Origin of the sequence: Sulfurovum zhangzhouensis, from assembly GCF_030347965.1 — a bacterium.
Lineage (GTDB): Bacteria > Campylobacterota > Campylobacteria > Campylobacterales > Sulfurovaceae > Sulfurovum > Sulfurovum zhangzhouensis.
Map to the genome: position 1 here is coordinate 15,474 of NZ_JAQIBD010000005.1, position 14,934 is coordinate 30,407.

Below are 14,934 nucleotides of genomic sequence, written 5' to 3' on the forward strand. Positions count from 1 at the left end.
CTTCAGAGTTATTCTTATTGACATGTGACAGTGTCGAAGTCAATGATAGCACTAGAAACTGAGCCTTGGGACAGACTCACACATCTAGCTTAAATACGTTCTCTCAACGTTCTTATGAGTGACAACCACCACCACAGCATCCGCCATCAGGACCATTATTATGCTCATGCTTATGACTATGCGCTTGTGCCGGTGCTGAAGCTGCACCTGCACCTGTGCTACATGCACTTACACCTGGAGGTGTTGTCGGCTGGATCGCCTGGTTATTTGCACCACCCTCAGCATTTACCTTCTCGATAAATGCCAGTACTTTAGTTGCTGCTTCCTGGTAACGCTTTGCTGTTTCAGAATCCGGTTGGTGGTAAGTTACAGGTCTACCTGTATCTCCACCGATTCTGATCGCCGGTTCGATAGGAATACGTGCGATAAGTTCTGTGTCATACTCCATTGCTACAGGTGCTGAAGTACCCATACCGAAGATATCTGACTCTGCATCACACTCAGGACAAATAAATCCACTCATATTTTCGATCACACCGGCAGTTGGAATATGAAGTTTCTGGAACATATCCAAACTTCTTCTACTGTCATCAAGTGATACCATTTGCGGTGTAGTTACCGTGATACCTGCTGTCACAGGTACAGACTGTGCCAAAGTAAGCTGTGCATCACCTGTTCCCGGTGGCATATCGATTACCAATACATCTAGGTCTGACCAAAGAATATCTCTCAGGAACTGCTCGATCGCTTTCATGATCATCGAACCTCTCCAGATCAATGATTGTCCAGGCTCCATCAATGAACCCATAGACATTACTTCTACACCGTAAGCTTTTAGAGGAAGTACTTTGTTCCCTTGAATTTCCGGTTTTTGATCTTCGATACCCATCATACGAGGAATATTCGGACCATAGATATCTGCATCAAGAAGACCTACTTTTTTACCCTGCATCGCCATCGCTACTGCGATGTTTACAGAAGTCGTTGATTTACCAACCCCGCCTTTTCCAGAACTTACCATAAGGAAGTTCTTTACATGAGGTGCAATATTCTTACCGGTTACTGAGTTACTCATCTGCTTTGGAGCCTGAGGTGCCGTTATGTTGATGTTAATATTCTCAAAGCCAAGCTTCTTTAGCTCAGTCGTTGCCTCTTCAGTAATCTGTGCTTTTACTTCATCTGCCGAAGAAGTAATATCTACAGTCAATGCAACTGCATTACCTTCGATAATCATATCCTTTACAAATCCAAATGTAACGATATCCTTAGTAAAACCAGGATAAGTTACATTTTTCAATGCTTCTAATACATTTTCTTTTGTCATATTTTTTCCTATCTAGTTGAGAAATCTATAGGAGAGTTATACCAAGCAAATCTTAAAATAGATTGAAAGCCCAGATAAAATCAGATAAATTTTATCCTATTTATATTTTTTTACAGAATTAATCAAGCTTTTATATGTATAATACGTTACATTTTGATACATGATGTAAACTATATTTGAAAGAAAGGAAATGAGATTGTCTGATATTAGCTTGGTCCTCTTAGGGGCGGGTAGTTCATCTCGTTTTGACGCACCGGTAAAAAAACAGTGGCTCTTCAGCGGAGAGATTCCGTTATGGCTGCATGTTACTGAGCAGTTTGAACACCTAGGCCATTTTGCAAAGATTATTATTGTTTCAACCAATGAAGAGATCAATATTATGAAAAACTTTGCAGACTATACCTATGTTATAGGCGGAAGCTCTCGTCAGGAGTCACTCAGCAATGCTTTGCAGGTTGTTGATACACCTTATGTACTTGTTTCCGACATTGCCAGATGCTGTATCGATCCTAAGGTACTTGGCCGTCTCCTTGAGTCTAAAGGAGAATGTGCCTGTGTCGTACCGACGCTTAAAGCGGTAGATACACTCTATTATGAAGGTAAGCCCATCGATAGAGAGAATGTACGAAGTATTCAGACACCTCAATTAAGTTATACCGATACCTTGAAAAGAGCGCTAGAGACCTCTTACTCCTTTACAGATGAAAGCTCTGCGATCGCTGCATTGGGAGAAGAGATCTTGTTTGTGGAAGGTTCGGCTATGGCCCATAAACTTACAACGGTTGAAGACTTGGGAAAACTCCCCTGTCTTACACCTCCTTCATCACGTACTCTCACTGGATTTGGTATAGATACCCATCCTTTTGAAGAGGGGAAAGAGATGAAGCTTGGTGGTATCAAAATTGAAGTCGATTACGGTTTCAAAGCACACAGTGATGGAGACGTTGCGATCCATGCACTCATTGATGCATTACTTGGTGCAGCAGGAATGGGTGATATAGGAGAACTTTATCCGGATACTGACAACAACTATGCGGATATTGATTCACAAAAGTTATTGCGAGATACGGTCAAACGCATCACCTCATATGGTTATACCATAGGTAATGTCGATATGACCATCGTAGCACAAGCTCCGAGAATCGGGGCTTATAAAGCGAAGATGAGAAAGAACCTTGCATCACTTTTGAATATCCCGCCGCATTTGGTGAATATCAAAGCAACGACTTCTGAAAAACTTGGATTTATCGGACGTAAAGAGGGAGTTACTGTACATGCAGTGGCAAACTTGAACTATTATCAATGGCAACGACTTTTATAAAGGAAAGTAAACGTTATGAAAATCATTATCGTAGAAAATGAATTATATCTGGCTCAAAGTATCGCCGCTAAGCTGAATGAAGCTGGCTTTGAGACTGAGATTTTTAGCTCGGTTAAAGAGGCTATGAATACAAATGGCGATGTTTATCTACTCTCGACCAACCTGCCAGGGCAAAATACCGGGCCGCTCATCACAAAATTTAAAGATAAGATCATCATTTTGATGGTCAGTTATATCAATAATGACACAGTGAGTGAACCTTTAAGACTAGGTGCAAAAGATTATATTGTAAAACCGTTTATGATCGAAGAACTTGTACGTAAGATTGACCATTTTCAAGAGTACCAGCAACTCAAAAAACGTATCAATCTTTATGAAGAGTACATCGATAACTTCCTTAAAGAGATCACAGTGGATGAGGATATTGAGTTTACTACACCGGTAGTTATCGAGACAAATTATCAAAGACTTGTTGATAAAGTAGTGTTCAACCATGCAAAAGCAAAAAATAAAACACTTACCTTTATACCGCTTTCAGAGAAAAAATGGAAAGAAAAAATAGAAAGCAGCGATAGAAAGTCTCTACTCTATATCACAGAAGTGCATACACTCAAAAAAGCAGAGAAAGAGCAGCTCCTCGAGATCTTGAATGATTATAATTTTATACTCAGCTGTACTTCGTCGTTTGAGAGTAATTTCAATACGATTACACTCAATACTGACAGTAAACTTTACGATCAAAACGAGATATTGACCATTGATGACTATGTCAAATTTATCGTCAATAGCTTCCAGTACAAGTTCCCGGATACGGAACTCTCTAAGAAACTTGGTATCTCTAGAAAAAGCTTATGGGAAAAAAGGAAAAAGTATGGGCTCTTCAAAAACAAATAATCGATCACTCTATATAGATACAGAAGCACTCTCTTCTCTGGCACTTGTACAAGCAGGACTGATCTCACCGGTTGATAAGCTGATGAATGCCCAAGAAGCTAAAGAGGTTGATGAAACTCAGGAATATAAAGGCATACCTTTCCCTTTTTCATTTGTTCTAGCGCCTAAAGGGAAAAAGAATGATGCCGTACTTCAAGATACAAAGAAAGGTGAAGTATTAGATCTTATCAATGATGGTAAAAAAGTGGGGGAATTAATCGTAGATGAAACATTTCCTATTGATCCTGCAGCAAGGCTCATCAAGATCTATGGTACAACTGATCCTCACCACCCAGGTGTCAAACATACCAGATCAAGACTTGGGGAAATTGCTGTTTGCGGAGAATATACTGTTACCTACCCGCTGATTGAAGATACACTAAAACGTATCGAGAGCATGATCACCAAAACAGGAGCTAAACGTGTAAGCTCTATGATGATTGCTGCTAACCCGCTAAACCGTGCACATGAGCGTATGATACGTCAAACTATAAGTGAAAATGACCTCTTGATCATCTTTTTACGCAAACCGTTCAATAACGAAGGTCTTAGATATGATATTCGCTACAATGCACTCTCAACATATGTAGAAAACTTCTTACCGCGTAATAGAGTATTGATACTTCCATTTGAAAATACTTATATTTTTGCAGGATACAATGAGCTTGTACTAGATGCACTCTTAGCAAAGAACTACGGCTGTCATCAATTGGTCATCGGAAAAAACCATGGCGGGCTAGGACTATATTATGATAAGAACAGACTCAGTTCTATTTTTGATACCTGTAAAAATATCGATATAGAAATCAAAACCATAGATGAGTACGTCTACTGTGATATGTGTAAAACACTGGTCAGCATCAATACCTGTCCTCATGGACAGCATCATCATGTACACTATCATTCTGATTCGATCATGAAACTGATCCAGTCTGGACTGGTACCTCCTCCGATACTGGTACGTAAAGAAGTGGCAGCAAATATCCTTGCTTCACTCTTTCCGGACCGTTTCGATAACCTCCAGGAACTTCACTACTCATTGATGCCCGGTTCAGGACTTTTGGAACAGCAAAGTGAAGAACAGTTCTACCTAAAGCTTACAGAGCTTTATCAAACCTCTTCACTCACATAAAGGTAACAAGATGACCATACAAAAACTTTTCTTGACATTTTTCGGTACCGGGCTTGCTCCTAAAGCACCTGGTACCGTAGGCTCACTTGCTGCACTTCCTTTTGGTGTGGCTATCCTTTATTATTTGGGGATAGAGTCTCTTTTTATGTTAACGATTGCTGTGACAATTATCGGTATCTTTGAAGTAAACAAGTATGAAAAACTTACCGGGGATCATGATCAAAGCCACATCGTTATCGATGAAGCCGTTGGTATGTGGCTTTCACTAATGATCGCCTACTCTACGATGATCACATTAAGCTATCCGTATGCAGACATACTCTCACTTGTATTTAGTTTTGCTGCGTTCCGACTTTTTGATATATGGAAACCTTCTACGATCGGAAAGATCGACAGAGAATGGAAAGGCGGATATGGTGTGATGTTGGATGATGTATTGGCAGGAATCGCCGGAGGTTTATTGAGTTCTCTGATCCTACTAGGTATCAATAAGATCATCTAAGCATAATTTGGAAGATGAACTCTTCCAAATTATTTCTCTTCTTCACAGTCCTCTGTATTGTAGATCATACATCTTAACTGCTTTTTATACGCTTCATGATCATAATTATCAATACGTGATACCCCCTCCTCTACAGCACATTTGGCAACAGCTGATGCAACCCAGATCAAGGCCTCTTTATTAAACGGTTTTGGTATGATATGTTCTTTACCATATACAAGATTTTCATTTTTATATGCTGCTTTGACATAATACGGGATCGGCTCTTTGGCCAGCTTTGCCAGTGCATTGGCAGCAGCCATCTTCATCTTTTCTGTGATCTTCTTGGCACGCACATCAAGTGCTCCTCTAAAGATGAACGGGAAACCCAGTACATTGTTTATCTGGTTAGGATAGTCTGAGCGCCCTGTCCCCATAATCACATCATCTCTCACTTTTGCAACTTCTTCCGGGAGTATTTCAGGAGTCGGGTTTGCCAATGCAAAAATGATAGGCTCAGGAGCCATTTTTGCCACCATCTCTTTGGTCAATGCACCTGCTACACTTAGCCCTAAGAACATATCTGCTCCTTCTATAGCATCTTCTAGTGTCTTTGCGTCTGTATCAATGGCAAACTCTGTTTTATATTGATTGAGGTTATCCCTGCTTGTAGAAATCACTCCTTTACTATCACACATTACGATATGTCTTACGCCTAATGCTTTGTACATCTTTGCACATGAAATTCCTGCTGCGCCGGCACCATTAACCACGATTTTAATCTCTTCCGCCTTTTTACCTGTTAGTTCGAGTACATTCATAAGCCCTGCGGTAGTTATGATTGCAGTACCATGCTGATCATCATGAAAAACAGGGATATCCAACGCTGCCTGCAATTTTTTTTCGATCTCAAAACATTGTGGGGCAGCAATATCTTCAAGATTTATCCCGCCAAAAGTAGGTGCTATCGCTTTACATGTTGCAACGATCTCATCCACACTATGTACATCAAGTTCGATATCAAATGCATCTACGTTTGCAAATTTTTTAAACAGTACCGATTTACCTTCCATTACTGGTTTCCCGGCTAAGGGACCGATATTGCCAAGTCCGAGTACTGCAGTACCATCAGAGATAACAGCCACCAAATTGGCACGATTGGTATATACAAATGCAAGATTCTCATCTTTGGCTATTTCTAGGCATGGATGTGCTACACCCGGGGTATAAGCTAATGAGAGTTCATACTGTGTATTACATGGTGTTTTAATCTCTATACCGATTTTCCCACCGATATGATATTCTAAGGCTTTTTCTTTTTTGATTTCTGACATGATATCCCTTTCAATGCATGTGATATTAATTATACTGTATCAAAGATTAGGGATTTAAGTGTAGGAAAGAATAGAAGGATAAAAAAGTATCTGAGCAAAATTACTCAAAATACTCTTCAATGATCTGAGGGAAGATCCTCATCGTTCTACGAGCTTTCTCTATCTTTGGCTCAAATATCTCTGCACTTGCAGGAAAATTCTCAATCATTTCAGTATAAATACCAATCTTATCTTCCATATGCTCCTCAAGTGCATCAAGTACCTTCTGCATATTTTCTTTACTTGTAGCATACTTCATTAGTAGCTCAAACATACGCTTACGTGGGTGAATCGCCATTGAATCACCTGCAGCAAGTGCAATATCTTTAATATCCCAACGTGAAATGTAGATACCGCTTTGATAAGGAGCGATCAACTTTTCATAAAGCGCTTCTGTATAAGATGGGTAATCCTTAAGATCTATCTCCTCATCTGAATCACACTGTCCATCAGGACAAAACGCAGGGTTTCCATTGAAGTTCTGCTCGTTAAAGTTTTCAAATTCTTTTCTTAAATCTTCCATATCTCTCATATTATTCTCCTTCTATCATATCATTCGTGAAGCAAAGCTTCAATGTGTTTTCGACAGGCTATCAAGCAACTAGCCGCTTTTTAAAAATCAATCTTATTTAGTTCAATCACCTATCAACAGCGGTATCTCATCCGTATCTATCTTCGCATTATACCACCTGTTAGCAATCAGCATCATTTTTGCAATAAAGCGTATCTGATCATCCAGAAACTCCGGCTTTTCAAAAAGTGAATTCACTTTATCATCCAGGCAATATCCTGTGATCTTACCTTCTTCTATCTCGATAAAGTCAACTCTTTGTTCTCTTTGAGCTGCTTCGTTTAAGCTGTCACAGTAATGCACTGCTTTTTGCTGGAACTCCCTCTCAATCATCATACGATCAACCTTTGAACTTGCTACATTTGACATCGTAAAGTCAAAATGTTCATCGGTAATATTGAGTGCGATTGCAGTAGCATTAATCCCTTGTGACTTCAATATTTTGTTAAAGTATTTTCTCGTATACCCCGTTTGTGCATTATAACCAAGTATCGTACACAACTTCGTATCAGGCTGTATCTCATGAGGTTGCATATTATTCCTATCTTCTTGAAGCTAAGCAAAGCTCACCTTCAATTCCTCTCACTAAATTTTCACCTATCGGTTCAGAAAAATGTACCATTTTACTCTTCTCCTCTCATACGTTTGGCATTATCATGCAGGAACATAGCCTCTTCCTCTTCGATCAAACAGCGTGGACAGGTCTGCTCACCACCAATATAAGTGAAATGGTTTCCACACTCATTACAACGTTTGATATTGAAAGTTGCCAATGTCCGCTGTTGTGGCTCAAAAAACTCTTTAATCTCAAACCCATCTTGTAATTGGATTGCATTAGGTTCACACACATCATGACAGAGATGACACTTCACACATAGCATGGCATCAAAGTGAATAAGTGAGAATTTCTTGTTGCTTGAGAGTGCACCCGTAGGACAGATACGGTAGCAGATCTGACAGTTCGTACAGTTCTCATCCACATATTTTTGGGAGATAAAGCTTATATCTTCTATCGCAATAACATCAAAAGACTCCGGTATATCAAGACGCTTAAATGTTGTAAAGAGTATCTTTCTTTTATCTGGCAGATGCTTCTCTTTTATTTTAGAGATCACGGAAGTATCTAGTTCAAATGAACGAAGTTCTTCTGCTTCTACAGCTTCATCAAACTCTTTTTTATGTTTCATCACTCCCTTAAGCGATGCATTACCGAGAAATGATCGTCTGGAAGTCTCTTCCTTACTCTCTGTATCTAAAAGAGTCTCAACTCTATCAATATTGGTCTCCAACTGCTTTGATGAAATACTGGAAAGAATAAAATTTGCTTCTTCGACACGAGCCTCGATCAGATCATAAAGCTGACTATCCGGATCATAACTGCTAAGATCCAGTGTGATCGGTTCTTCACTTGCCACTGCAAGGGATATAAGATGTTCAATACTCAGTACTGATAGACATGGAACGTTGATCTTTGGTGAAATAAGTCTTATTTTTGATTCTAAAAAAGTAAAAAAGAACTCTGTAGTCGAAAAGTCACTCAATGCAAAAGCTTCAGTAGGACAGGCACCAATACATGCAGCTGCCTCGACACCTGTACCCTTCGCAAAAGTAGGTAAATTATCAACAATCTGAATCGACTCAGGACAAGCATCTACACACTTGGTACACTGGGAAAATTTACTGGTCGCACGTACACATGAAGCGATCTCTAAATGAAGGCTCATTCGTTCTCCGCATCCTCATTACAGTGTGCAGCAAGCATTTGAGTAATATATTCATAATCAGAAAGTAAAAACTCCAGTGTCAACTCAGTACCATCATGATAAAGCGGTGTACGAGACTCTCTTTTTGCATTGATCAGAAACATCGGAGCCCACTCAAGGAGATGCTCTTTCAAAAATGCTCTTTGTACTTGAAGTAATTCACAGATGCCGTCTTTATCATCAGCCTCAAGTGCTTTCTTTTGTGCTGCACAGAGCATGTACATAAACTCAAGTTCTACACCTATATGGTCTGCACTAACTACTCTGGCTTTATCAAGTTCCACACGGAAGTCAAGTTCATTATAAAGTTCAATAACCGGATTATCTCCTCCGCTCTCTATCATCTGATCATCTCTAGTATAGAAACTTTCATAAGGCACTAAGTGCATCAAAAAAAGATTCGCAAAGTCTACATTGTAGTATTGACTGATAAGTTCTTCACGACTTAGCTCTTTACGCTTGTTCCATCCCATATAGTGGGGAAAAAGCGCAAGAATCGCTTCATCACTTTCAATCGTATCCAAAAACTTATCATCAACTTCAATCAACATCAATCTTGAGATCAACGCATACAACGCAATACGATTCTCTATATCATGTTTCATTTGTTCCATTATTACCCTTGTCGTTCATCCTGTTTCTTATTTAAGTAAACAGGGTTATTATTAGTTGGCACTATACCACTTTCAAGATAAATAAGCCATAAGAGTGTTAGTTATCTGGAAAATAGTACAAGCTGGTGTATAAGAAGATTAATACCCCGGGCGAAGCCCAAGGTAATAGCATTAGTCAGTGATCTCCACTGAATATGCTTTGTGAGAAAGAGGCACACATGGACGCTTAATATGCTTAGGACGTCTAAGTGTATCGCCTTTTGCAAGCGGACGAGTAAGTTTATCTCTCCATGCTTGGTAAACTTTCATATTGTTCTCATAGTTCACCCAGATATCACCAATGTTATCATCTTTACCAGCAGGCTCGATAGATACTTTTTGGTGCCATGCATGGTTACCTGCAACCGGGTCTGGATGTGATGGTGCTACAGCATTTTGCCAAGAACCGCTCAGACCATCCCACCAGATATTATCAAGGTCTCTGTTGTACTCTTTGAACTGCCAAGTATCTCTACGCTCTTGCATACCTTGATCTAGACCTTGTTTTGGCTTCAGTGTTCCCACTTTACCATCCATAGTCATCTCATAAAGCGGTGCACCAAGACCCATTATTCCAAGTTTATGCTCAAATCCTGGGATCTCAACAGCATTCTTAAGCTTCCATCTACCTGCGTGGTGAGAGTTAGCTAGAACACCCGGCATTGTCGCTTCTGTAGGTACTGCCATAGCAATAAAATAACCAGAATCAAGACCTGATACAGTATCTGTAATCGTAACTTTGATTGCATCACCACGTTTGATGTTAAGTCTCTTCGCATCTTCTGTGTTAATCCAAATCGGGTTGTGGTTCTGAGAGATCTCCATCAAGTGTTTAGAGTTCACAGAACGTGTATGAATGTTATATGGCAATCTGAATATTGTATTCAGTGCAAATTCATTCTCTTTTGTCATAAAGTCATGGTGTACTTGCGTAACAACATGTGTCATTTTCACTCTATCTTCTTTTGTTGTTGGATAGATAGGCACAGCGTACTCAGGCCATTTCCACTCAGCAAAGTAAGAAGAGAAGAACTCAAGCTTCTTAGAAAGTGTATGGAATCCTTCCATAATCTTACCATCACGCTCAATACCGATCGCTTGTTTCTCACCTGTATGCTCATCAGTTACAACGAGAGTTCCAAACTCAGTCTTTTCAACTTGATCTGCTTCATATCTATGTCCATGTGCAATATAAGCATCACCGTCTTTAGCCAGTGGTCTCTCTTGCGGCTTATAGATATTTGCTTCTTCTAGCCATGTACCTCTATCTCTCATCATCTCGTAGTTAGGATACTTAGAGTCTGGGTATGCTGCTTTAGCTGCTGCACGAAGGTTCGGCAATTGATCAAATGCTGCTTGATACCACTCTGCAATCGTTACTGCTCTACTTGGATCTTCTTTTGATGCCCAATATTTTCTGATACCAAGGCTTCCATCAGGATCTACATGATGTACCATGATGTTTGCCCAGAACTCTACTTCTTCCCAGATTTCACCAAGACCTGCTTTAATATGCGCTTCAAGTGTAGCACGTGTTGGATCTTTTGGCTGCCATCCCATTTTCTCTAGAGCTACTCTAAGTGCCGGGTTACGGAAACTTAACCATCTTTTAGGTTCAGTTGCTTCAGAGTGTTGGTCATGTCGCTCACCTGCCAATCCTACTGGAAGGATATAGTCACAGTACCAGTTAGTTTCAGACCAAGTTGGAGAAAGGTTGAATGACATCTCAATCTTATCTTCACGTTTCAACGCTTCGATCCATCTGAATCCGTCCGGGTTGATCCATACTGGGTTGTACATACGTGGAATCCATACAGCCAATTTCTCAGGTACGTTCAATCCTTTAGCTTTCCACTTCGCTCTCCACTCATCATCTAGAAGAAGGTGTGGCAAGATATGAGACATCTCGTATGAACTGAGTGGATACTCAGGTGGCCAAGCCAATTCATTCCATACATCAACTGCACCTGGTGCATTATCTGCTTCAGTTGCTTTATCACCCTTTCCGTTAACAGAGATAACATGCCAGTGGTGTAGACCTACTCCACCTTTGTCTCCTGCCATCGCACCACGAAGTACAAATGGAAGGAATGCTGAACGAGCGATCATCCATCCACCTTTATGACCGATAGGACCTGCTCTCCAGATATATGTAGCTACTCTTGCACCTGCATCAATGAACATGTCGTAAAGCTTCTCAACGATACGCTTCTCGATACGACACTCTTCAGCTACAAAGTCAAGTGTATACGGGCTGTACATCTCTTTTGCCATCTCAATGAAATCTTCATATGAGTTTCCAGCCGGAGCAGCTTTAATATATCCTTTCTCTACAAGTAGGTCAAGATACTCTCTGTTGCTCATCAACTCATCCCAGTTTACCCAGTTTCTCACAAACTCGTGATTTACTAGATCCTCACCATTGATTCCTTTTTCATTAAGAATTCTGTTTGCAAGGTAAAGGTAAAGAGCCGTTTCAGTTCCTGGCCAACATGGTACCCAAAGGTCAGCCATACCAGCAGAGTTTGAAAGTCTTGGATCCATAACAACAAGCTTTGCACCTTTTTTACGTGCATCAGCGATACGCCCTGCTGCTTGTTGGAAGTAGTGACCAGCATCTGCTGCGTGTGATGACTGAAGGAAGATCAACTTCGCATTTGCCCAATCCGGAGAGTTTCTATCGTCATTCGTCCACTGGATTGTACCTTGTCTTGCACCTGCAGAACAGATATTTGTATGAGAATCATATCCATCACAACCCATTGAGTGAGGAACACGGTGACCAAACCCATTCTCATTTGGACGACCAACATGGTACATGATAGACTTTCTTGAGATTTCATCACCCTTCTTGAGAGTATCATTCATCTTCTTACCGATTTCAGCCATTGCTTCATCCCAAGTGGTTCTTATCCACTTACCTTCACCCCTTTTTGAACCTGGTGCTCTTTTAAGTGGGAATGGGATACGATCCGGATCATACATTTGTGACTGAGTTGCATAACCTTTTGCACAGTTTCTACCACGTGAACCTGCGTGAAGCGGGTTACCCATATACTTACGTACTGCCAATTGACCGCCAGCTTTATATGTAGAAAGGTCAACCCATGCTGTCAGACCACAAGAAGCCTCACAGTTTGAACATGCAGTTGGAACAAGCATATACTCTGTAGTTTTGATACCGTTTGGATTCTCTTCACTTTGTACACCGTTTCTAGCTGTACCACCTCTTTTCCAGTCATTTCCATCAAGCTCAGTGAAGCTATCCCACTCTTCAAGTGGTGGATAGAAAGAGAGTGTTTTCGGTGTAGGTGTGAACTTGTTCTCTGCTACAGCCGGAGTTTCAGCTACAGTCTTAAATACACCTGTAGCAAGTGTTGCACCTGCTACAGAGTATGCTGTACCTTTTAGGAAACTTCTTCTACTTTCGATAAAATTTTTATCTGTTGTGTTATTCATTGATTTTGTCATAAATCTACTCTCCTTAACTCAATGGTAACATCTGTGGGATTTTGAGCCATACGTCTTTTGCCATATATAGACCCACAAGTGCCAAAATAGCTGCAAATCTAAGCAGCGTTACATTGTCATTCTTCATTGTAGAAGTTGCGAGGAAGAAAGGTGCGATAAATCCAAGTGTCATACCAAACCAGAACTCTACATTATATGATCCACCTGCATGTACATATGCCAATGTCGCTTCCGCTTCAGAAGACTTGAATGAGAAGAAATACTCACCCATATACATTGCAAATGAGAAGAACACAGCGACTGAAAGGATCAATGCCAGATCTTTTCTTGCTTCCTGACTCCATGAACCAGATACCAAAATAAGTGCTGCTGAACCTGCCATCAAGGCTGCCCAAATCATCTGCATTACTTCAGTAGGTGCTTGCCAAAGCTCTCTTGCACTTGATTCTGCCATAATGATCGCAGTATACGCCGTTACAGGAATAGCAAGAAATACTACAAATGGGAAAATCTTCTCATATGTAGCAGATTTGCTGCTTGCAAATGACATGAGTGATCTTACTGGTGCTACTTTACATCCTCTTTTGAAGTATTCAGTAAACTGATCAGCCAAACCAATCACCATAAGAATCGTGATTAAAAGTGTAAAAAGTGATGCCATCCATGCCCCTACAGTAATCGCAGATGTCCAGTGTGGGTGCAAGAAGATATTTACCATTCTATACGGCTGGTGAAGATCCACAAGTGTAAAGAGCAAAAATACGTTTAGTGCGATGAAAGAGATCACAGGCATTGACCATCTTAGGTTAGGCATTGCATCTTTATTGTGTCTGTAAAGTAGGTATGCTGCTACAAATACTACACCCGTACCAATACTCTTTGCCCACATATTCAGTGTGATCATCCATCCCCAGATAATACCTGGAAGTGCTACGTCAAGCGTAACAACTGCGTGTGTTGCATCAATTGTATGTTCTACCATCTTAGTGACCTCCCTCTTGTTCATGAGACTCAAGTCCGTTATTGTCAAAGTTCATGAAGCTCTTATTATCATGTTCAGCATGTGATACAAATGGTGCCAAGAATCTATCTAATACACCGTGGTTTGGATCACCGACGTGCTTAAGGGTTGTAATATTGTTGAAGAGGTTATGTCCTTCAAGTCTTTGATGAGCTAGTGGGTCAAGTGTATAAGTACCACCACCTACATAATAGTGTTTAGGATTTGTATGCTTCTCCGGCTTACGCACCTGTACTCCACCCTGATGTGCCATAATATACTGAGAGATATGAGAATGATCATCTTCCACATCACCAAAGATATTTGCTTCTACTGGACAAACAACTACACATGCCGGCATCATACCACTCTCGATACGGTGTGCACAGTATGTACATTTATCTGCAGTGTTTGTTTCAGGATCCATGTAGATTGCACCGTATGGACACGCCATCATACATCCTGCACATCCAATACATCTATTGCTATCAACATTTACAATACCGTTTTCAAGATAGTGCAATGCCGAAACAGGACAGATACGCTCACATGGTGCGCTTTCACAGTGGTTACAACGTAGTGGTGTAAATGATCTTGATGTATCCGGGAATGTTCCGATATCAATATACTTTACACGTAAACGCCAAGAGCTAAGTGGAACTTCATTTTCCACTTTACACGCGACTTCACAACCCTTACAACCCATACATAGGTTTAGGTCAACCAAGAAACCCAGTTTCATGTTTCCTCCTTAAAATTTAGCTAAACTTATGATTATCATAAGTACCCCTTAAAGCAGGCTTTTCAGGGTATTGCATGTTAAGAGTTTATTTAATTTTGAATAAAAAAATGGTTATTGTGTGGAAAGAAAATTGCATTTTTTTAAAATGTAACTTTTAGGTAACTTTGCTC

At 40.3% G+C, this 14,934-nt stretch carries 13 protein-coding genes; 4 read left to right on the forward strand and 9 right to left on the reverse strand.

Annotated features, from left to right (window positions below; all coding sequences use genetic code 11):
* Positions 1-112: 112 nt before the first annotated feature.
* A complete protein-coding gene (locus tag PGH07_RS10715; RefSeq protein ID WP_289414486.1) occupies positions 113-1,324 on the reverse strand; it encodes an Mrp/NBP35 family ATP-binding protein in 1,212 nt (403 codons plus the stop codon).
* Positions 1,325-1,520: 196 nt separating this feature from the next.
* Here PGH07_RS10715 and PGH07_RS10720 point away from each other — a divergent pair, with 196 nt between their 5' ends.
* From PGH07_RS10720 to PGH07_RS10735, 4 genes are read left to right on the forward strand one after another with little or no spacing between them, the layout of a single operon-like run.
* Entirely contained in the window at positions 1,521-2,645 is a 1,125-nt protein-coding gene (locus PGH07_RS10720; RefSeq protein WP_289414487.1) for a bifunctional 2-C-methyl-D-erythritol 4-phosphate cytidylyltransferase/2-C-methyl-D-erythritol 2,4-cyclodiphosphate synthase, read from the forward strand.
* 15 nt (positions 2,646-2,660) lie between these two features.
* Positions 2,661-3,539 (forward strand): response regulator, encoded by an 879-nt coding sequence (locus tag PGH07_RS10725; protein WP_289414488.1) that lies wholly within the window; start codon positions 2,661-2,663, stop codon positions 3,537-3,539.
* A complete protein-coding gene (locus PGH07_RS10730) occupies positions 3,517-4,710 on the forward strand; it encodes a sulfate adenylyltransferase (RefSeq protein WP_289414489.1) in 1,194 nt (397 codons plus the stop codon). The genes PGH07_RS10725 and PGH07_RS10730 overlap by 23 nt, the downstream gene beginning before the upstream one ends.
* Before the next feature lie 10 nt (positions 4,711-4,720).
* Positions 4,721-5,212, forward strand: coding sequence for a phosphatidylglycerophosphatase A family protein (locus tag PGH07_RS10735; protein WP_289414490.1), 492 nt, complete (start codon positions 4,721-4,723; stop codon positions 5,210-5,212).
* A gap of 29 nt (positions 5,213-5,241) precedes the next feature.
* On the opposite strand, the gene PGH07_RS10740 is transcribed toward PGH07_RS10735, so the two are convergent.
* The 8 genes from PGH07_RS10740 to PGH07_RS10775 form a co-directional block, all read right to left on the reverse strand.
* Positions 5,242-6,525 (reverse strand): malic enzyme-like NAD(P)-binding protein, encoded by a 1,284-nt coding sequence (locus PGH07_RS10740; protein ID WP_289414491.1) that lies wholly within the window; start codon positions 6,523-6,525, stop codon positions 5,242-5,244.
* Positions 6,526-6,625: 100 nt separating this feature from the next.
* Positions 6,626-7,096, reverse strand: coding sequence for a hypothetical protein (locus PGH07_RS10745; RefSeq protein WP_289414492.1), 471 nt, complete (start codon positions 7,094-7,096; stop codon positions 6,626-6,628).
* Positions 7,097-7,198: 102 nt separating this feature from the next.
* A complete protein-coding gene (locus PGH07_RS10750; protein WP_289414493.1) occupies positions 7,199-7,669 on the reverse strand; it encodes a hypothetical protein in 471 nt (156 codons plus the stop codon).
* An 89-nt stretch (positions 7,670-7,758) separates the two neighbouring features.
* Positions 7,759-8,859 (reverse strand): 4Fe-4S binding protein, encoded by a 1,101-nt coding sequence (locus PGH07_RS10755; protein ID WP_289414494.1) that lies wholly within the window; start codon positions 8,857-8,859, stop codon positions 7,759-7,761.
* Entirely contained in the window at positions 8,856-9,512 is a 657-nt protein-coding gene (locus PGH07_RS10760) for a TorD/DmsD family molecular chaperone (protein ID WP_353049841.1), read from the reverse strand. Before PGH07_RS10760 ends, PGH07_RS10755 begins: the two co-directional genes overlap by 4 nt.
* Before the next feature lie 171 nt (positions 9,513-9,683).
* The gene (locus PGH07_RS10765) at positions 9,684-13,022 is read right to left on the reverse strand and encodes a molybdopterin-dependent oxidoreductase (RefSeq protein WP_289414495.1); all 3,339 of its coding nucleotides are present in this window, start codon (positions 13,020-13,022) and stop codon (positions 9,684-9,686) included.
* 13 nt (positions 13,023-13,035) lie between these two features.
* The gene (gene nrfD / locus PGH07_RS10770) at positions 13,036-14,004 is read right to left on the reverse strand and encodes an NrfD/PsrC family molybdoenzyme membrane anchor subunit (protein ID WP_289414496.1); all 969 of its coding nucleotides are present in this window, start codon (positions 14,002-14,004) and stop codon (positions 13,036-13,038) included.
* Between the two features lies 1 nt (position 14,005).
* Positions 14,006-14,764 carry a 4Fe-4S dicluster domain-containing protein gene (locus PGH07_RS10775; protein ID WP_289414497.1) on the reverse strand — a complete coding sequence of 253 codons (759 nt, stop codon included), beginning with the start codon at positions 14,762-14,764 and terminating at the stop codon, positions 14,006-14,008.
* Between the last annotated feature and the right edge of the window lie 170 nt (positions 14,765-14,934).